The organism is Taibaiella lutea, from assembly GCF_008629695.1.
Taxonomy (GTDB): Bacteria; Bacteroidota; Bacteroidia; order Chitinophagales; family Chitinophagaceae; genus Taibaiella; species Taibaiella lutea.
Genome location: NZ_VWSH01000004.1, coordinates 537,899 through 555,854, shown reverse-complemented (window position 1 = coordinate 555,854; position 17,956 = coordinate 537,899). Strand labels below are relative to the sequence as shown.

The window sequence follows — 17,956 nt, the reverse complement described above, 5'->3', positions numbered from 1 at the left end:
GTCTAAATAGGGATTGTTATAGTTGCGGTGGCGCCGGTTTCGGATATCACCAAATGGTACTCTCCTTTCAGCTTATTCTTCGTGTAAATATTCAAACGGTCCTTAATGGTCTGCACTGCTATTGAATTACCCTTGAATTTCTTATGGGGAACCGGCCGGCCATTGTCCTTAACTACTACCCTCAACAGGTTGTCATGAACTAAGTCAATGCTTATTTCTATGTGACCTTCAATGTCATTGAGGCTCGATACACCATGTTTTACTGCGTTCTCTACGATCGGTTGGATAAGCATAGTGGGTATATATATATCGGCTAAGTCGTCTTCATCCAGCTCAATAGTCCATACCACATCAAACTTGCTCTTGAACCGGGTGATTTCAAGCTGAACATAATGCCGGAGGAATTGAATTTCGTTCTCAAGGCTTATAAAGGTATGCACAGACTGCTCCAGTATCTCACGTATGAGGCCGCTGAAATCCGAAAGGTAATCAATAGCGCCTTCTTCATTCTTTTCCGTAATAAAAGACTGTATGGTATTAAGCGAGTTGAAAACAAAATGGGGGTTCATCTGGCTCTGCAAAGACTTAAGCGTCGATTCATTCAATTTAGCTTGTAGCTCGGCCTGTTGCAGGGCACGTTTCTTGCGCCGGTTCTGGCTCCATAATAACAGGCTTGTACTGATTACGATTATCAGCAGGCCCGAACCCAAGATGAACCACCAGGTCTTGTAATAAGGAGGCTTTATGGTAAACTCAAATGGTGCAGAACGCCCATTGAGGTAGCGGTAATCCTGGTCAAAGGCATAAAGGATAAGTTTGTAGTCTCCATCATTTAAGGAGTAATAATCTATCTTGTCTCCCGTTATCTCACTTTGTGAAACAAGGTTGTTGTTCCTGTACAGGTAAGCTTTTATTTTTAAACGGTCGCGCCTTAAAAAATACAATGCTGAGAACCCGATGGTTAAATTGTTCCGGTCATGTTCCAGGCTGATAGTTTTTATCGTGTCATAACCTTTATCTGCTACAGCGTTTATGGCTGTAAGCTTAATGTAAACAGGTATTGACATGGTATCAGGGCGATAATTTATATCGTCCAGGATATTAACACCTTTGTCTGTAGCTATGTACAGTTTGTTGCTGTCCATCAATATGTCGTTGATATTGTCAGACCTTAAGCCGTCTGATGCAAAAAACTTACTTAAAGCCTTAAACTTCAACCCACCGTTTTCTTTAAAGTAGCCAATCCGGTCCAATCCGTCCTTGGTAGCCACCCAGAAACAGCTGCGAAGGGTGTCAATAAGTATTTTATTGCATTCATTGTCGCTCAAAAGATTGCTCCGGTCTATCCTGTACTTATGCTTCCCGTCATATACAAAAACACCGCCGTTCGTGGTGAAAAAAAGATTCCCTCTTTTATCTTCCTGGATACTCTTGCAAAATACAGCGTTTGAAGGGTCGAGCACAAACTCCCTGCTGTTTTTTATCCCGTTGTAATATTCATCCGTATAATAAACCTTATTGGTGGTGGAATACCATAAACGTGATTGGCCGTCTTCGTATATGCTGTATACCTTCATAGCAATATCGACCATAAGAGGTTTGGAAATATTTGTCTTGAAGTCAACAAAGAGGATACCGTTCCTTCCTCCGTTTGCAACAAAAAAAGAGTTGTTTTTTTTGCTGGGCGTTATGTATTTAAAATTAGGTACAATTAGCGGGTTCGTGTTTTTATACTTTTCTATAATTCCGTTAGGGTTGCTTAAACTGAAAATATCAAATGAGGTGGTTAGATAAAATTTGTTTTTAAAATATAGTATGTTGTATAAATTGACTGCGTTTTCATTTAATTGGTTAACCTGTTTTTGATTATCAATGTTTATCAGTTGATATTCGCTATTGACAACATAAGTATTGTTGGCGTACCTGAAAATAAATCTGGCGGTATTATTAATATTTTGATCCTGATTAAACTCGAGTATAGGTATTTGAGGGCAGAATAATAAACCGGAGGTCGACCCGATATATAAGTTCTTGTTTATAGGAAAAACATGAGCGCGGTTCGCATATTTAACTTTCAAAACGTAATTATCCTTCTTTTGTATTATGTGGTCTTTATATATCTCCAACACTTTCCCATCATTATATATCGCCGTCTGCAGGTCTTTATCAGTGAAGGCTGCATGATAAAATGGTGTATCCATTCCATATTGAAAGGCATATTCCCTGTTCTTAAAGTCCATGCGGGTTACAATATCCAGCCTGGGCAGGTTCGGATAATAATAATAAGGGGTATAATAACTGGAATCTTTAAACCATGTAAGCGTTTTTGCATTTTTAGCAATCAAAGAATCTCTTATCCGTACATCCTGAACTCCCCAGATTTTACCCTTATATTGCAGATAGGAGAATGTAGGAAGCGTACCTAATTTATCATAAGCGGTCATCTTTTGAGTCAGAAAGTTAAAGATGTTCAGCTTTCCGTCAATGGAGGTATAATAGAGTTCATTGTTGAGCTCTGTAAGCATTGTGCCGGGATAATTTTTGATACGATTTAGAAATGAAGTATTTCTTGTGTTATGAATACTGCCATTAAAAAAATAACAAAGCTCCGCACTGAAACAGGAAATCCAGATTCTGCCTTTAGAATCTTCATACAGATACAGCACCTCATTGTTGGGCAAACCATCTGTGACTGTGAAATATTCAAAATTCTTACTATCCCATCTGCAAAGACCATTTTTAGTGCCAATCCATACATAACCCTTAGAATCCTGCATGATGTAATGAATTTCATTACTTGGCAACCCATTGTCAGTTGAAATAGTCTTATAGGTTAATAAATGTGCATTAACTCCTGAAAAAAAACAAGAAAGAGACACAAATAACATAACAATCCATATAGACCTATAATGCATCTAACTAATGAAATTTAGAAAGCTGAAAAATACCAGACCACCAATAATTAAAAGATAAAATGGATGAAATTCCATTTATAAGAAAGCAAATAAAATCAATTTTCAATTGATATTATAAAAACGGCACAAAAACTAATCCGGAATCAGTTTTTATGCTTCGTCCGAAATATCCACACACTTCCTGTTTATTTATAAAAACACTACTGAAAATGTGACGCAGGTCACATAATCGGAGCAAGTTATTAAATGTGACGCGCGTCACACAATCACCTCATTTTTACAAACCACCTTTGTTGTAATCGGGATAAAAAGAGGATAGAAATAATGACATTCAACGTACAGAAGCTTCTACGTCGGATAAAAATACAGTCTGTTTTCTCTTCATTTCCAATCCTGATAGCGTTATCTGAATTTCTTTAAAAACAAAAATTTAAAACAATGTCAAAGACAATTTTAATTACAGGTGCTTCAAAAGGATTTGGTAAAATCTGGGCAGAGGCGTTCTTAAAACGTGGTGATAAAGTAATAGCAACAGCACGCAACCTTGATACGCTGGACGATCTGGTCCGGCAGTATGGTGAAAGTGTTTTCCCGCTTAAACTGGATGTAAATAATCGTGAAGAAGTGTTTGCCGCTGTAAATGCCGGAAAGGATCATTTCGGAAGGATTGATGTTCTGATAAATAATGCCGGCTACGGACTGTTTGGGGCTATTGAAGAAACTACTGAACAGCAGGCCCGTGCTCAGTTTGAAACCAACTTCTTTGGATTGCTGTGGGCAACACAAGCTGTTATACCCATCATGCGTGAGCAGAAAGGTGGCCACATTATTCAATTATCAAGTGTTTTGGGCGTGGTAACATTTCCGACATTAGGTATATATAACGCATCTAAATTTGCAGTAGAAGGCCTGACTGAGTCTCTTGTACAGGAAATAGCCCCATTTGGCATCAAGGTTTCTATGATAGAGCCGAATGCATTTTCAACAGACTGGGGCGGCACATCTGCGGTACATACAGATCCTAACCCACTTTATGAAAAGGTGAAAGGTGAATTGTTTGCAAGTTTTACGCCTGATTTCTTTGGCGACCCGAAAGCAACAAGCAATGCCGTTTTGAAATTGGTTGACAGCGCAAACCCACCTTTAAGATTATTCCTCGGAAAAATATCTTATCCCTTCGTTAAGCAAAACTATGAATCGCGCTGGGCGGAATGGGACGCATGGAAACAGGTTTCGGATGAAGCACATGGGCTGTAAGCCTTGCTATGAACAAGTTGAGTTTAGATGTATTTATAAACTAATTGCAAAAACAGATGGTGTTATGAACACAGATGAAAAATTTATAAGCCTGCACAGGCAAAGCAGACCGCTGATACTCCCTAACGCATGGGATGCGGCAAGCGCAAAAATTATTGAAGACCTTGGTGCGCCTGCCATTGCTACCACGAGCGCGGGAGTGGCATGGTCTCTTGGTTATCCTGACGGATATAAGATGGATGCCGCATTAAATGCACAGGTAGCGGGGAACATAGCCCGTGTGATAAGTGTGCCTCTTTCCGTGGATTTTGAGAATGGCTATAGTGATGATCCGCTTACTGTTGCCGCAAATGTAAAGATGCTGCTTGATGCAGGTGTTGCCGGAATTAATATTGAAGACGGGAGAGACAGTCCGGACCTGTTGGCAAGAAAAATAGAAGCCATTCGAAATGTCGCAGAAAACTACGGTTCGAAATTATATATCAATGCAAGGACCGATGTCTATTTAGCTTCACTTTTACCGGATGAAGAACGCGCAGCAGAGGTAATAAGGAGAGGAAAACAATATGCGGCGGCAGGAGCAAGCGGGCTATTTGTGCCGGTTATTGTAAACGGAGAAGAGATTGCCAACATAGCGGATAATACTACATTGCCTTTAAATGTAATGGCAATGCCCGGCTTGCCAAAAGCGGACAGGCTTGCAGATTTGGGCGTAAAAAGGTTAAGTGCGGGTACAGGCGTATCGCAGCTTGTATGGCAAACGGCCGCGAGTGCCGCAAAAGCATTTCTGGAAGACGGGGACTCAGATGTATTCAGCGAAAATGCTATGCCTATCGGCAAACTTCAGGGATTATTTTCGGTTGGTAAATAATTATCAGGGTAATCAAAAAAGCTGTGAAATCCATAAAATGATTTCACAGCTTTTCGGCTTGGAGTGTGTAAGTATTTTACGCTTTCAATAGTCAAAGCACCTGTGGCTTTTTGATACTAAGTATGTCTCTTATAATTCAAGCGACTTAGTGTTTCCCTTGAAACGCCAAGATAAGCAGCTATCAACTGTTTAGGGACCATATTATAAAGTTCGGGATAAAGCCTCAGCAGATCTTCATACCTGCCTTTTGCATCATTATCCATAAATGAAAGCAACCGTTTGTGCGCCGCTACATATCCTTTATTTGTTCTCCACCGGAAGAAGCGTTCGAACTGGTGTATTTCGTTGCACAACTTTTCTCTGTCATCGCTGCTAAGGCAAAGGACTTCTGCATCTGTTACACAGTCAACCGTTATCGTGGCTTTCACCTGATAAAACAATGCATTATAATCTGAAGCCCACCAGGTAGGCATTGCAAATTGAAGGATAAACATTTTCAGGTCATCATTCATATAGAACGATTTTAAGCAACCGCTAATGACAAAATATTCGGCATCCACCTTGTCTCCCGGCGATATGATAACCTGTCCTTTTTTAAAGGAAATTGGCCTGAAATGTGAAAATATGTAATCAAACTGTTCGTCTGTAAGTGTTGCTGTCTTGAGTAAATGTTGCTTCAATATTTCTGCTGCTTGCATAGTATCAATTTTCAGGATGATATAAATGAATCCTATGGTTTTTATTGACGGATTCTCTTTTTAAGATCGCGCATAGCTTTCCCTTTACTATCTGTATATGCCGCCACCTCTTTTTTAGGTTTGCAAGAGGGATTATGCTTTTGGCTCCATGCGGCTAACTGTAGCAGCATGGGAACCAGGTCAACACCTTTTTTAGTCGGATAATACAGGAACTTCGATTTATTGTCGGGGGAAACTTCTTTGACAATAAAGGCTTCTTTCACCAAAACTTCCAGCCTGTCCGCAAGGATATTCCTGGCTATTTTTTCATCCGAAAGAAGGAATTCGCCAAAAGAATTTGTCCCGAATAATAATAAATCTCTCATGATTAGCAGGCTCCATTTATCACCTAATACATCTAATGTACAACTGATAGGGCAAGCCGATCTCATTGTCGCTGTTTTCATAAATGCCTTCCTCCTGTTATCTGTCTCTATTATCAATGATGTGTTTCAAATCCATTCCTGTCCGCATCAGGAATTTCGATGCTAAGTTATAAAAAAAGAAGTAGTAAATTGCTACTACTTTCATAATTTTGTTCTGAAAGTTTAATTAACAACGCTATTAAAAATAACAATTATGGGCACCAATAGAAAGGTAGCTATAGTGGGATATAACAGAATCCCGTTTGCAAGATACAATACTGCTTACGCGGGTTATAGTAACCAGGACCTTTTGGTAGCTGCATTGAATGGTCTGGTAGACAAGTACAAATTACATGGACAACGGTTGGAGAGGTTGCAGCGGGAGCCGTTGTCAAGCATTCGAACGAAAGCAATATGGTGAGGGAGGCGGTATTGAAAACTGCACTCGATCCTGAAACACCGGGTATAGACATACAGAAAGCATGTACTACCGGTATAGAAGCAGTTATAACAATTGCAAACAAGATAGCACAAGGTCAAATTGAAGCAGGGATTGCAGGTGGCGTAGATTCTATGAGCAACTTGCCTATAGGCATTTCAGATAAATACAGGAAGGCATTATTGAAGGCTAACAGCGCAAAGTCTTTTATTGAAAAGATAAAGATATTCTCTGCTCTTAGCCTGAAGGATTTAAAACCGGTACCTTATCGGGGGCAGGAACCTGAAACCGGCCTTACAATGGGTGAACATACTGAGTTGACTGCGGCTTATTATGGTATAACACGGCAGCAGCAAGATGAGCTGGCATTGAAGAGTCACCTGAACCTTACAAAAGCATATGATGAGGGCTTCTACGATGACATAGTAACTCCATTTGCAGGGTTATCACAGGATAATACGCTACGAAGGGATACGAGTATGGAAAAACTTGGTAAGCTAAAGCCCGCATTTCCTAAAACGGGCCAGACGATGACTGCGGGTAACTCAACGAATTTTACGGATGGTGCTTCAGGTATATTGTTAGCCTCCGAAGAATGGGCTGCCAAACACAATCTGCCTGTACTGGCTTATGTAACTTATGCAGAAACCGGCGCTATTGAGTATGTCAGGAATCAGCATAATCTTCTATTGGCACCGGTGATCGTTGCGCCACGTATGTTGGAGAAAGCAAACCTGAAATTGCAGGATTTTGATTTTTATGAGATCCATGAGGCTTTTGCCGCACAGGTACTTGCTACATTGAAGATATGGGGAGATGATGAACTCTCCAGACAATTCGGTTTGCCCGGAGCGCTTGGTAAGATAGATATGGAACGTTTAAATGTAGCGGGCAGCAGCCTTGCAACAGGACATCCTTTTGCAGCTACAGGCGGAAAGGTTGTTTCTACTTTGGCAAAGCTGTTGTACATGAAGGGCAGCGGCCGTGGACTCATCTCGGTTTGTGCTGCAAGAGGACAGGGGTCAACGATGATACTGGAACGATAGTCGGTCAGGTAATATATAAGATCATATATCAATTGAAAGGAGCGAAACTATTGAGTTTCGCTCCTTTCAATTGATATAAAACTAAAGACTAAAAGTAATTAATCCATAGCTATAAACTGTTCCGTGTTTGTTGTGGTTGCTGACAGGTTATTATCTGAAGATGCTCCATCTTCTCTTTGATTTTTACTTGTTGTTTTTCCATCTGGAAGTAAGAATAACATGATTCCTACCAATGCCACGCATACAAGCAAACCTATTACACCGGCATGATAAGCAGCTTCCCAGCTTTGTCCGGAAAAATAAAAGAATATACCTCCAATGATACTTACACCCAATGCGGAGGCTGTCTGCTGAAAGGTTGAGTATACACCTGCGGCAGCACCTGCATATTGCGGCGGCACATTTTTAAGTGCAAGATTCATCAATGACGGAAGCACGAGTCCGTTTCCAAGGCCCCATAACCCCATTAATCCAATAATCAGCCATACACTTGTTCCCGGTTCCCAAAGTCTCATTTGCAAATAAAATGCTGCAGCCAGAATAATGACACCCACTTGTAAAACGCGCTTACCGAACTTTACTATCATTCGCGATGCCATTACAGAAGAAGCAACAAATAAGAATCCCGGTACTATAAAATACAGTCCGCAGTCCAAAGCTGAAACACCAAGACCATTTTGAAGATACACTGCACTCAATAAGAGGTAAGCTGTGTGCAGCATGAAATGAAACAATACTGCAACTAAGCCTATATTGAAATCCTTTATTTTAAACAGCCTTACATCTATCAATGGATTTCCATTTCCGGCAAGTTTTCTTTTTTGGTTGTAAATGAAGAATGCAAAAATGCCGAATGAAAAAATAATCAAAGCTATGCTCCATAGAGGCCAGCCTGCTTCGCGCCCCTGAATCAACGGATAGATCAATGAAAAGAGACCTAAGGTCAGTATCAGTATTCCGGTGTAATCAAATTTTGTTCCCTGATGTTTTTTAGTCTCCGTTACGTATTTATGTGTTGCCCAGAGTGTCAGTATGCCTATGGGCAGGTTGATAAAGAATATTAATCTCCATCCTTCTATGGCCCAATGTGTATCTGATAAATAACCGCCTAAAGCTTGTCCGATTGCGGCAGCCGTACCAAGCGTTATTCCGTAAAGGGCGAATGCTTTTGCTCTTTCCTTGATATCGGTGAAAAGCACTTGTATAAAAGCTATAGTTTGCGGTACCATAAATGAGGCGCTTAATCCCTGAAAAAACCTTGTCACATTTAACTGTAAAGCAGAAGCTGACAAACCGCATAAACAGGATGCAAGCGTGAATGCAAACATTCCCCAGAAGAATACTTTCTTACGTCCGAAATGGTCACCGGCTCTTCCTCCGGTTATAAGGAAGGCGGCATATCCAAGCAAATAACCGGCTATAACCATCTGAACTTCTGCATCCGTAGCATGAACGCCCTTTTTGATGGATGGTATCGCTACGTTGATAATGAATACATCTATTACAGAAAGTAAAGGCGCGGATAGTACGATCACAAGCTCTAACCACTTGTTTTTAATTTCTTTCATTTCAGATAAGTTTTTGGATTATTTTTTTTGCAGTTTGTATTTCGGCAGGCTGTTTAAATACGGAAGCGGCGGCTATTGCACCTTCTAACGTGAGGAATATTACTTCAGTCAATTCTTTATCTGACAACAGCTTTTTATGCCCCGACTTAGCTACAAGTGTTTTTATAAAATCTTTGCTATGCTGCTTTGCCTGCTGTATTTCTGTCAGTACGCGCGGGTCACTCATTCCTGCTTCATCGTTTGCCTTTATGAATGGACAGCCACCAAACTGTCTGATTTCCTGTCGTTCTGTATGATGGTCAAAAAGTGCCAGTAATTTATCTTTTGGGTCTGCAACTTTACTGATAGCAGCTTCGAGCCTCTGATACCATTTTTCATGTGTACGCTGAACGTAAGCCACCAGCAAATCTGTCTTTGTCTCAAAGTGTTTGTACAGTGAAGCCTTTGCAATATCAGCTTCTTCTATTACCTGGTTGATACCGGTAGCATTATAGCCTTGAGAATAGAAGAGCCTTTCTGCCGTATCGAGTATTTTGTCAATTACAACTTGTCCTCTTTGTTTCATGATGCAAAGATAAAGGCTAAACAGACAGATTTGTCTATTTAGCCTTTATAAGTTTTATCTATGGCGTATAAAATGATGTATTTTTTGACTACGCTTTTGGATAATAAAGAAACTCAATCACTTCATCGTATATAATTTATTGTGTGCTTTGTTATAAAGTCATGCTAAAGTAACACCATATCACATATGATCCTTTTTGCAGTCATAAGCCTGCTGCCTTCAGTTCAGACTCCTGTATTCAATCGGTGTCATTCCTGTTTTTGATTTAAATAGCCTTGAAAAATATTGAGGGTATTCAAAGCCCAGATCAAATGCCAATTCTCCAATTGTTTTGTTTGTACTCAACAGCAGATTTTTTGCCTCTTCAATAAGGTAGTAATGAATGCGATCTTTGGCATTCATGCCTGTTTCTCTTTTCAGGAGATCGCTTAAATAGTTGGGCGACAAATGTACCTGTTCTGCTAAGTACTTAACGTTTGGCAAACCTTTTTCACGTATGTCTGCAGATTGGAAATAATTTGTCAGAGCAAGTTCAATTCTTGTAAGGATGTCCTGGTTGGTGGTTTTTCTTGTAATGAATTGCCTGTCATAATATCTTGTACAATAGTTCAGAAGGAGTTCAATATTCGAAGTGATCAGTGTCTGGCTATGTTTGTCGATATTCTCCGTTAATTCGGCATCTATTTTTTGCACAATCTCGTAGAGTATATGTTTTTCCTTATCTGATAAATGCAGGGCTTCATTGGTTTCATAAGAGAAAAAGGAATAGTCTTTCATCTTGGCTCCCAGGGAGGTGCCACGAATAAGATCAGGATGAAAGAACAAGCCCCAACCCATCATATCCTGTCTGTCCTCTCTTTCGTTGTCCAACGTCAGCAACTGCTTTGGCGCAACGCAAAGCAGGCTGCCATCCTGAAAATCATGAGGTTTCCTGCCATAGCGGAGTTTATTGCCACAATAATTTTTAAACATGACTATGTAAAAGTCACAGGTTATACTTGTGCCTCCTTCAAAACGTTCCTCTCTTTGACTGAAGTCAATTACCTCTACAAGCGGATGCCTGACTTTATGATCCATAAATGAATTGATCTCCGTAATGCTATGTAAGTGTAATATCTTGCTCATATTTCTCTATGTTTGACAGATAGCCTGTACAAATGTACAGAGCTATTGCTTAAGCAATAGCTCTGCTGTCAGATTTACAATCCGAATTGTGATTTGATTCCGCCAATGAATGTTGCATCATCATGCTCTTTACGGCCTGCTAATATTGCTTCGGCATCTGCTCCGGCAATGTACCTTATCTGATTTTTGCCATCAGTAGCAGCCTCAAAAATAACGTCAGCAACCAGGCTTGCAGGCGAAGCCTTATCCATCATTGCAGGCATTACTGCAAATAGTTTTGCTACTGTATCCTGATACGCTGCCAAAGTTTCATCATTGTTAAAGTCAAAGGAACGACCTGCAAAATCCGTAGCTATGGCGCCCGGTTCTACAATTTTCACCTGTCCGCCGAATTGTTCCACTTCATAATTCAGGGCTTCGGAAATGCCTTCCACTGCAAACTTGGTTCCATGATATAACGTGCCTAAAGGGAAAGCTACTTTTCCTCCTACAGAAGATACATTGATAATGATACCACTTTTATTTTGTCTGAAATGGGGCAGCATGGCTTTTGTTACGTCCAGAAGTCCGATTACGTTGGTATTGAACTGCCGTATTATTTTTTCCCTCGAAAAAGATTCCAATGGTCCGTATGCCCCATAACCTGCATTATTGAGCAATATATCGATTTTCCCGAATTTTTGAATGCCTCCGGCTACAGCATCCTGAATGGATTGTAAATCCAATACATCAAGTTTGGTAACGTGCACATCCTGCAATTGAGTTAATTCAGTTTCATTTTCCGGATTACGCATTGTTGCAATTACATTCCAGCCATTTGCGTTAAATAATTTTGCAGTTTCTTTTCCAATACCACTGCTCGCACCTGTAATTAAGATTGTCTTTTTCATTTTTTTTATTGCTTTAAAATTACAGTACAAAGGTCCGCTGAACGCAGAGGGTAGTGTTAACACAAAAGAAGGTTATTTGTATACAAATGCTCTTTTCCGGATTATTCAGGTATCTCCTGACTTGAGAAAAAATAAAAGAGGAATGTTAAAAAAACATTCCTCTTTAGTCCTGGCGTTTCATTTCATACCATTCATAAGGGCTGCCATCGTAATCAAAATTTTCTACATACCTGAGCCCTACGCTTTGGAGTGTTTTGCGTGAAGCAATATTATGAATATGTACAATGCCACAAAGTTCTTTGGCATTCAGCACATCCCAGGCATAAGCAGCAGAAGCGATGGCCGTTTCTTTGGCATAACCTTTACCCCAGTATTGTTTGATAAAGCGATAGCCGAGATCTAAATGGTTTTTGCGGCCATTGATAGGTTCGGTTATTAATTTGAGCCCTGACCAGCCTATAAATGCTCCGGTTTCTTTTTCTATTACAGCCCAGCGCCCTATGCCATTGATTTCATATTGTTTTCTGACTATTTCAATAACCTCCCTGCTCTGTTCAATATACTGCACAGGCTTGCGTCCGATATAAAGATGTACATCAGGATCTGAATCGAGTTGAAACATGCCGGCATCGTCGGTCGGTAACATCTCTCGCATTATTAGTCTTTCGGTTTCTACAAAGAAGTGCATATAGGGCTGGAGTTTCGGCAATTCAAAATAACAAATTAAAACTGTACAAAGAAAATCCGGCAAGGGATTCTTCCTGATTTAAACTTGTATAGAAAATATTGTTTCATTTACTTTGTAAAAATACCCGATGAGATCTTTTTATGAAGAAAGCGGAAACAACACGGTTGACTATTTTACAAAAGGCTTTTGAACTGATTTATGTAAAAGGTTATCAAACTACAAGTATTGACGATATTCTTGCCACGACTCGGGTGACTAAAGGTGCTTTTTATTATCATTTCAAAAATAAAGATGAAATGGGAATGGCCATCATCAATGAATTGATGAAACCTGCACTCACCAGCAGCTTTATCGCACCCTTACAAAACGAAAACCCATTAGATGCCATTTACAACTTAATGCATCATCTCTTAATGGAGAATAGCTTTTTAAAAGTTGAATACGGATGTCCTGCTTCTAATTTCACACAGGAAATGACTCCCTGGAATATTGATTTCACTAAAGCTTTAAATGAAATTACAAAGCAATGGCTTAAGACAATAGCAACTACTATAGAAAAAGGAAAGGAAAATGGAACGGTCCGTAAGGAAACAGATGCAAAACAGGTTGCCATGTTTGTAATGTCGGGTTATTGGGGTGTCCGGAATTTTGGAAAATTATTGAACGGTAAAAAAGCTTACACGTCCTATTTAAGAGAGCTTAAGCATTACCTGAATTCTTTGAAATAATTTTTTTTCTCTAAAAACATACTAATTGGTATGTTTTTAGATACCTTTGCAAACAATCTTAAAAGAGATGTATCAGACATTTACATTTTATCACAACCTCACAAGATGGTTTGTTTTGGCAAGCTTATTGTACGCCATATACAGAGCCTGCAAAGGATATATTTCAAAGGCTGTATTTTCCAGAACTGATAATGCTGTAAGGCATTGGACTGCAACTATTGCACACATTCAATTGATGATTGGTATTATACTTTATTTTCAAAGTCCGGTCATTAAATATTTTATGTCAGACTTTAAAGAAGCGATTAAGAATTCCGATACAGTTTTCTTTGGGCTTATCCATGGTTCACTAATGCTGACTGCAATTACTGTACTGACAATTGGTTCTGCAAAAGCAAAGCGCATGAAGACAGACAGCGGAAAATTCAAAGTAATGTTGATTTGGTTTTCTCTTGCATTGATCATCATTTTCATAGCTATTCCCTGGCCATTTTCACCTTTAGCTAAAAGACCTTACTTCAGATAATATGATACAATTATTCACAACAAAGCTGGGTCGGTTACGTATTGTCGGTTTTATGGAGGGGCTTTCTCTTTTGGTATTGCTTCTGATAGCAGCACCTATGAAATACATTTTTCATAATCCTGAATTGTCTAAATATCTCGGACCTGTTCACGGAGCAATTTTCTTACTTTTTGTGCTCAATACATTAAGCGTAAGCATTGAACAAAATTGGAAGTTTAAAACTATTACCTGGAAAATACTGGTAGCTTGTTTTATACCGTTCGGAACTTTTTATATTGATTACAGATTTTTGAAAAACCTCAATACCGGCAAATAATGAAAGTCATTTTAATAATACTATCTTCATTAGTGGTGCTCTATATAGGATACAGAACGTATCGGTTTATGACAATAGCAGAAGGACTGGGTTCCAAAATTGCAAACGGTGCTATAATATTGGATGTCAGAACTACGGATGAATATAAAACGGGTCATATTGACGGTTCAGTCAATATTTCATTAGGGACAATACGGGAAAGGTATATAGAGTTTGACAGTACAAAAACCTATATTACTACTTGCTCGCATGGATTGCGAAGTGTGAAAGCAGAAAGCCTGTTAAAAGAACGCGGTTTTAAAAAAGTATATAACGGCGGAGCGTGGACAGACCTTCAGAAAATTGTAAAAGAACAGAATAAAGAGCAATGATTTTTGTTTCTAAAAGTCAGGATGACTGATTTGTAACAAAAAAAGCAATGGTTTCGTATTTTGAGTTCTGAAATGGCTTCCTCAGATTTCAGAATATGAAACCTGAGGAAACGTAATTACATCGTTACCACCAGTCTTTTGCCACCTTCCACATCCATCTCCCATAATTTTTCAATGTCTTCCAGCTTCACATCTATTGTTTCCACTTTTAGTTGACCGGAGGCGGCAAGCTCAAACATTTCCGGTAATATTTCTTTGAATAGTTTCTCTACCTCTTCCCTCGACCAGCTACCTAATCCTGAGCCTGATAACTGAAGGTCAAAGCTGCGCAGTGTCTGTGCCGATAATTGAATATTGTCTCCCGACATCGCTCCGATTGAAACAAACCTTGTTTTATGCGTATAAGAGCCTGTACCTTTTAATGCGTCAAGAAGGAGTTCGGCAGTATGGCCCCATAAGTAATCAATAATAATGTCAATGGGCGTTTCATTGTGAATCTTTTTTATCTGTGCTATAAATGCTTCATCATCCTGCCGAACGGATATAATTTCATCTACGCCTAAAGCCAGTAACGATTGTAAAGATTGCCCATTCCTTCCGATCGCAATTACTCTTTTAGCCCCATAATATTTTGCAATCTGAACGGCAACCTTACCGGTAAATCCGGTAGCGCCGTTTATGAGCACGGTTTCGCCTTTTTGCATCCCGGCTCTGAAACGTAATGCGATGGCGGAGCCTGCCACTGCATTGGGCAAAGAAGCGGCAATATTGTTATCAATACCTTCGGGTAGTTTTACCATTCTTCTCTTTTCAACAATAGCTTTTTCTGCCATCATTCCGTTGACACCTAAAGCATATACTCTTGTACCATCCGCCAATACGCCAACACCGTCGCCGCCGGGTATTTTCCCGTTTTTATTATCCGCTGCCGAAGAATAATGTTTGCCACTTGCCTTGCTTTTGTCCAGATGCTTAATGGCAGATGCTTTGACTGTCATTAAGATTTGCTCGTCATTTTCAATTTCCGGTTCGGGAAAGTCGGTGTATTGCGGCATTTCGCCTTTGTTGTAAATTACTGCTGCTTTCATGTTTCTATAATTTTATAAGGCAAAATTATATAGCAGCATTGCCGCGGGCAATAACATTTGTTATTAAAATAAAGAAACGACTCCTCATGCAATCGTTTCTTTATTACAGACTTATTTTCCTTGTGACGGCTGTTTTTCTCTGGCAAGTTTGCTTTTGATACGGCTCAGATGCACCGTACTGATGCCTAAAAACGAAGCGATATAATGCTGTGGCACACGTTTGATTATTTCCGGTTTTTCTTCAATGAGGTTAAGGTAACGTTGTTCCGGCGTATCTTTTATAAAAGAAAAGAAATGCTTCATATAATCAAACGTCCGTTCAAATATCGAATTGATGAATTTATCCCTTAACGTAGGTACTTCACTTATCTCTGCAATGATTTTCTCAATATCTTTTTTATGGGCATACCATAGTACGCTCGGTTCAATAGTTTCGAGGGTTATAGGGCTCGGAATTTCTTTTCTGAAGCTTTCGAGAGAAGCTACAGTACTGTTTTCCAGAAAGAACTGGAACGTAAGGTCTTTGCCATCATTATTAAACCAGGCACGTAAACATCCCTTTTCAACCAAAAACATTTTTTTTGCAATTTCCCCTTCCCTTAAAAGAGTGGTTTTTGCTGCAACATCCATACGTTTGAAATAGCTTAGGTATTGCATCCATTTATCATCATCGAGCGGAAATTTATTTTTAAACCGGTCAAACATTAATTGATCCATTTTTGCAAATATAGGTTTGGTTGCAATAAATAGTATTTTTAACTTTCGTATATCTGTAGAAACAGACATGATCTATATTTGGAGCATATTTGATATTTTTAAGACACCGGAATGGATAAGCTTTTAGAAGAAATAAAAGATTGTAAAGTATGCCTGCCTTATCTGGAATATGGTGTGAACCCTGTTATCGTTGCAAGCCTCCGAAGTAAGATTGTGGTTATTGGTCAGGCACCTGGACGCATCGTTCATAACACGGGTATTCCGTGGAATGACAAAAGCGGCGACAATTTAAGAGCATGGTTGGGGGTGGATAAGGCTACTTTTTACAATGATAATATCTTTGCGTTGATGCCAATGGGTTTTTGTTATCCAGGTAAAGGAAAATCGGGTGATTTGCCGCCCCGGAAAGAATGTGCTCCGTTATGGCACAGCTCTTTGCTTAAAATGATGAAAGAAAAGGAGCTTACGCTGCTCATCGGGCAATATGCCCAGAACTATTATCTGAAAGATAGGGTTAAGGCTACGCTGACTGAAACAGTGAGGTGCTTTGCAGAATATTTACCTGAATACCTGCCTTTGCCGCATCCGTCTCCCCGCAACAATATCTGGCAGGCGAAAAATAAATGGTTTGGCGAGGAAGTGTTGCCGTTTTTGAAGGAAAGAGTAGGGGAGGTTACAGGAAAATAAGTTGTCACATAGAATTGCAGTTTTCCTATTGTTTCCTATTATTGCAATATGCAAAACTGGAAACAAATAACTTCAGAAGAAGATGTCAATAAAATTATAGAAGCTTCAGAGATAAAACCTCAATTGATTTTTAAAGATAGCCTGACGTGTGGTATCAGCGCTCATGCAAAAGAGAGATTGAAAGACGGATATCATTTAATGGAGGGAAAGGCAGATCTGCATTATCTTGATTTGTTACAATATCGTTCTGTTTCAGGTTATATTGCACAAACTTTGGGTCTAACACACCAGTCGCCGCAAATAATCATTTTAAAGAATAGAAAGGTGGCATATTCATCTTCTCATCATGCCATTAATTCTGCTGAGATAGTCAAGTATTTGTGACTGGAATAGGTTAAAAGTATAGCCTGAGTTAAAACTGTGGCGCTCCTCCTAATCTCCTTTCTGCAAAATCTAAATAAATATCTAAAGTAGCAGGAAACCCTGTTTTATGAATCGTTCTGGTTTCTCTTTTTAACAATGGATGATAGAAGGAAATAATAGTGTAAGTGCTGATTTGGCTTTCTTTTAATGTTATTCTGTAGTTGCCGTTCTTGTCAGTATGATAAATTAGGTCCTCGCTTCCTATTTTAATGATTACATTAGCTAATTCTGCAGGATTACTTAAAGACAAAGACACTTTGCCAGAAATGATGTATTCTGTCGGAATAATATCATTTTGTGTATTATTCTTTAAATCTTTTTGGGAAGTAGAAACAATCTTAGTGTCCGGTTTTTGAAGTGATTGGCCTGATGAAAATTTAAAGCTTAATAATGCTACAATACTTGCAGCAATTTTCTTGTAGCTGAATACGCTTTGTTTTGTAGGCAATACTAAATCCCTGTCAAGCTGCGATTCGCGAAAACTGCCACAGAAATTGAATTTGTTTTCCTTCGCAAAACGAAAAATTTCAGTATCTGTCATGTTTGTAAAATCAATTACTTCTTTTTGGCAATTGTGACAGAACCTACCTTTTTTTGTAAGAGACATTTCTTTCCATTGCTCCTGGCATGGTTC

21 protein-coding genes are annotated in these 17,956 nt (G+C 39.3%); 10 read left to right on the top strand and 11 right to left on the bottom strand.

Going from position 1 to position 17,956, the window contains the following annotated elements:
- Nucleotides 1–2 precede the first annotated feature (2 nt).
- The gene (locus F0919_RS17385; protein ID WP_262713957.1) at nt 3–2,888 is read right to left on the bottom strand and encodes a sensor histidine kinase; all 2,886 of its coding nucleotides are present in this window, start codon (nt 2,886–2,888) and stop codon (nt 3–5) included.
- 465 nt (nt 2,889–3,353) lie between these two features.
- On the opposite strand from F0919_RS17385, the gene F0919_RS17380 reads away from it, so the two are divergent.
- Both F0919_RS17380 and F0919_RS17375 read left to right on the top strand, forming a co-directional pair.
- A complete protein-coding gene (locus tag F0919_RS17380; protein ID WP_150034056.1) occupies nt 3,354–4,172 on the top strand; it encodes an SDR family NAD(P)-dependent oxidoreductase in 819 nt (272 codons plus the stop codon).
- A 64-nt stretch (nt 4,173–4,236) separates the two neighbouring features.
- Nucleotides 4,237–5,043: an isocitrate lyase/PEP mutase family protein gene (locus F0919_RS17375; RefSeq protein ID WP_150034055.1), complete on the top strand. Its 807-nt coding sequence runs from the start codon at nt 4,237–4,239 to the stop codon at nt 5,041–5,043.
- A 116-nt stretch (nt 5,044–5,159) separates the two neighbouring features.
- Here the strand turns inward: F0919_RS17375 and F0919_RS17370 are convergent, their stop codons facing one another.
- A complete protein-coding gene (locus F0919_RS17370) occupies nt 5,160–5,741 on the bottom strand; it encodes a Crp/Fnr family transcriptional regulator (RefSeq protein WP_150034054.1) in 582 nt (193 codons plus the stop codon).
- A 41-nt stretch (nt 5,742–5,782) separates the two neighbouring features.
- Nucleotides 5,783–6,172, bottom strand: a complete 390-nt coding sequence (locus F0919_RS17365; protein WP_216629447.1) for a winged helix-turn-helix transcriptional regulator — start codon at nt 6,170–6,172, stop codon at nt 5,783–5,785.
- A 187-nt stretch (nt 6,173–6,359) separates the two neighbouring features.
- Between F0919_RS17365 and F0919_RS18545 the strand changes: the two genes are divergently transcribed.
- Nucleotides 6,360–6,566 carry a hypothetical protein gene (locus tag F0919_RS18545; RefSeq protein WP_216629446.1) on the top strand — a complete coding sequence of 69 codons (207 nt, stop codon included), beginning with the start codon at nt 6,360–6,362 and terminating at the stop codon, nt 6,564–6,566.
- Entirely contained in the window at nt 6,467–7,630 is a 1,164-nt protein-coding gene (locus F0919_RS17360; protein ID WP_216629457.1) for an acetyl-CoA C-acetyltransferase, read from the top strand. The genes F0919_RS18545 and F0919_RS17360 overlap by 100 nt, the downstream gene beginning before the upstream one ends.
- A 98-nt stretch (nt 7,631–7,728) precedes the next feature.
- Here F0919_RS17360 and F0919_RS17355 read toward each other — a convergent pair whose 3' ends face one another.
- From F0919_RS17355 to F0919_RS17335, 5 genes are all read right to left on the bottom strand, one after another.
- Nucleotides 7,729–9,198 carry an MFS transporter gene (locus tag F0919_RS17355; protein ID WP_150034052.1) on the bottom strand — a complete coding sequence of 490 codons (1,470 nt, stop codon included), beginning with the start codon at nt 9,196–9,198 and terminating at the stop codon, nt 7,729–7,731.
- 1 nt (nt 9,199) lies between these two features.
- The gene (locus F0919_RS17350; RefSeq protein WP_150034051.1) at nt 9,200–9,763 is read right to left on the bottom strand and encodes a TetR/AcrR family transcriptional regulator; all 564 of its coding nucleotides are present in this window, start codon (nt 9,761–9,763) and stop codon (nt 9,200–9,202) included.
- Between the two features lie 219 nt (nt 9,764–9,982).
- The gene (locus F0919_RS17345) at nt 9,983–10,888 is read right to left on the bottom strand and encodes a helix-turn-helix domain-containing protein (protein WP_150034050.1); all 906 of its coding nucleotides are present in this window, start codon (nt 10,886–10,888) and stop codon (nt 9,983–9,985) included.
- A 74-nt stretch (nt 10,889–10,962) separates the two neighbouring features.
- Nucleotides 10,963–11,778, bottom strand: a complete 816-nt coding sequence (locus F0919_RS17340) for an SDR family oxidoreductase (RefSeq protein WP_150034049.1) — start codon at nt 11,776–11,778, stop codon at nt 10,963–10,965.
- Nucleotides 11,779–11,941: 163 nt separating this feature from the next.
- A complete protein-coding gene (locus tag F0919_RS17335) occupies nt 11,942–12,466 on the bottom strand; it encodes a GNAT family N-acetyltransferase (RefSeq protein ID WP_150034048.1) in 525 nt (174 codons plus the stop codon).
- Nucleotides 12,467–12,606: 140 nt separating this feature from the next.
- Between F0919_RS17335 and F0919_RS17330 the strand changes: the two genes are divergently transcribed.
- The 4 genes from F0919_RS17330 (at nt 12,607) to F0919_RS17315 (ending at nt 14,407) form a co-directional block, all read left to right on the top strand.
- Nucleotides 12,607–13,194, top strand: a complete 588-nt coding sequence (locus tag F0919_RS17330) for a TetR/AcrR family transcriptional regulator (protein WP_150034047.1) — start codon at nt 12,607–12,609, stop codon at nt 13,192–13,194.
- 67 nt (nt 13,195–13,261) lie between these two features.
- Nucleotides 13,262–13,720 (top strand): hypothetical protein, encoded by a 459-nt coding sequence (locus F0919_RS17325; protein ID WP_150034046.1) that lies wholly within the window; start codon nt 13,262–13,264, stop codon nt 13,718–13,720.
- A gap of 1 nt (nt 13,721) precedes the next feature.
- Entirely contained in the window at nt 13,722–14,036 is a 315-nt protein-coding gene (locus F0919_RS17320) for a DUF3817 domain-containing protein (protein WP_150034045.1), read from the top strand.
- Nucleotides 14,036–14,407, top strand: coding sequence for a rhodanese-like domain-containing protein (locus F0919_RS17315; RefSeq protein ID WP_150034044.1), 372 nt, complete (start codon nt 14,036–14,038; stop codon nt 14,405–14,407). The genes F0919_RS17320 and F0919_RS17315 overlap by 1 nt, the downstream gene beginning before the upstream one ends.
- Before the next feature lie 116 nt (nt 14,408–14,523).
- Here the strand turns inward: F0919_RS17315 and F0919_RS17310 are convergent, their stop codons facing one another.
- On the bottom strand, nt 14,524–15,495 hold the full coding sequence (locus F0919_RS17310) for a quinone oxidoreductase family protein (protein ID WP_150034043.1): 972 nt from the start codon (nt 15,493–15,495) through the stop codon (nt 14,524–14,526).
- 111 nt (nt 15,496–15,606) lie between these two features.
- Entirely contained in the window at nt 15,607–16,281 is a 675-nt protein-coding gene (locus tag F0919_RS17305; RefSeq protein WP_235903540.1) for a Crp/Fnr family transcriptional regulator, read from the bottom strand.
- 42 nt (nt 16,282–16,323) lie between these two features.
- Here F0919_RS17305 and F0919_RS17300 point away from each other — a divergent pair, with 42 nt between their 5' ends.
- On the top strand, nt 16,324–16,899 hold the full coding sequence (locus F0919_RS17300; RefSeq protein WP_150034042.1) for a uracil-DNA glycosylase family protein: 576 nt from the start codon (nt 16,324–16,326) through the stop codon (nt 16,897–16,899).
- A gap of 48 nt (nt 16,900–16,947) precedes the next feature.
- Nucleotides 16,948–17,283, top strand: a complete 336-nt coding sequence (ytxJ, locus tag F0919_RS17295; protein ID WP_150034041.1) for a bacillithiol system redox-active protein YtxJ — start codon at nt 16,948–16,950, stop codon at nt 17,281–17,283.
- Between the two features lie 28 nt (nt 17,284–17,311).
- On the opposite strand, the gene F0919_RS17290 is transcribed toward ytxJ, so the two are convergent.
- Nucleotides 17,312–17,863, bottom strand: coding sequence for a hypothetical protein (locus F0919_RS17290; RefSeq protein ID WP_150034040.1), 552 nt, complete (start codon nt 17,861–17,863; stop codon nt 17,312–17,314).
- Nucleotides 17,864–17,956: the final 93 nt, after the last annotated feature.

Bases quoted from the DNA above. Each gene is read 5' to 3' on its own strand.
- F0919_RS17385 (WP_262713957.1), bottom strand. From the start codon at position 2,888: ATGTTATTTGTGTCTCTTTCTTGTTTTTTTTCAGGAGTTAATGCACAT.
- F0919_RS17380 (WP_150034056.1), top strand. From the start codon at position 3,354: ATGTCAAAGACAATTTTAATTACAGGTGCTTCAAAAGGATTTGGTAAA.
- F0919_RS17375 (WP_150034055.1), top strand. From the start codon at position 4,237: ATGAACACAGATGAAAAATTTATAAGCCTGCACAGGCAAAGCAGACCG.
- F0919_RS17370 (WP_150034054.1), bottom strand. From the start codon at position 5,741: ATGCAAGCAGCAGAAATATTGAAGCAACATTTACTCAAGACAGCAACA.
- F0919_RS17365 (WP_216629447.1), bottom strand. From the start codon at position 6,172: ATGAGATCGGCTTGCCCTATCAGTTGTACATTAGATGTATTAGGTGAT.
- F0919_RS18545 (WP_216629446.1), top strand. From the start codon at position 6,360: ATGGGCACCAATAGAAAGGTAGCTATAGTGGGATATAACAGAATCCCG.
- F0919_RS17355 (WP_150034052.1), bottom strand. From the start codon at position 9,198: ATGAAAGAAATTAAAAACAAGTGGTTAGAGCTTGTGATCGTACTATCC.
- F0919_RS17350 (WP_150034051.1), bottom strand. From the start codon at position 9,763: ATGAAACAAAGAGGACAAGTTGTAATTGACAAAATACTCGATACGGCA.
- F0919_RS17345 (WP_150034050.1), bottom strand. From the start codon at position 10,888: ATGAGCAAGATATTACACTTACATAGCATTACGGAGATCAATTCATTT.
- F0919_RS17340 (WP_150034049.1), bottom strand. From the start codon at position 11,778: ATGAAAAAGACAATCTTAATTACAGGTGCGAGCAGTGGTATTGGAAAA.
- F0919_RS17335 (WP_150034048.1), bottom strand. From the start codon at position 12,466: ATGCACTTCTTTGTAGAAACCGAAAGACTAATAATGCGAGAGATGTTA.
- F0919_RS17330 (WP_150034047.1), top strand. From the start codon at position 12,607: ATGAAGAAAGCGGAAACAACACGGTTGACTATTTTACAAAAGGCTTTT.
- F0919_RS17325 (WP_150034046.1), top strand. From the start codon at position 13,262: ATGTATCAGACATTTACATTTTATCACAACCTCACAAGATGGTTTGTT.
- F0919_RS17320 (WP_150034045.1), top strand. From the start codon at position 13,722: ATGATACAATTATTCACAACAAAGCTGGGTCGGTTACGTATTGTCGGT.
- F0919_RS17315 (WP_150034044.1), top strand. From the start codon at position 14,036: ATGAAAGTCATTTTAATAATACTATCTTCATTAGTGGTGCTCTATATA.
- F0919_RS17310 (WP_150034043.1), bottom strand. From the start codon at position 15,495: ATGAAAGCAGCAGTAATTTACAACAAAGGCGAAATGCCGCAATACACC.
- F0919_RS17305 (WP_235903540.1), bottom strand. From the start codon at position 16,281: ATGTCTGTTTCTACAGATATACGAAAGTTAAAAATACTATTTATTGCA.
- F0919_RS17300 (WP_150034042.1), top strand. From the start codon at position 16,324: ATGGATAAGCTTTTAGAAGAAATAAAAGATTGTAAAGTATGCCTGCCT.
- ytxJ (WP_150034041.1), top strand. From the start codon at position 16,948: ATGCAAAACTGGAAACAAATAACTTCAGAAGAAGATGTCAATAAAATT.
- F0919_RS17290 (WP_150034040.1), bottom strand. From the start codon at position 17,863: ATGACAGATACTGAAATTTTTCGTTTTGCGAAGGAAAACAAATTCAAT.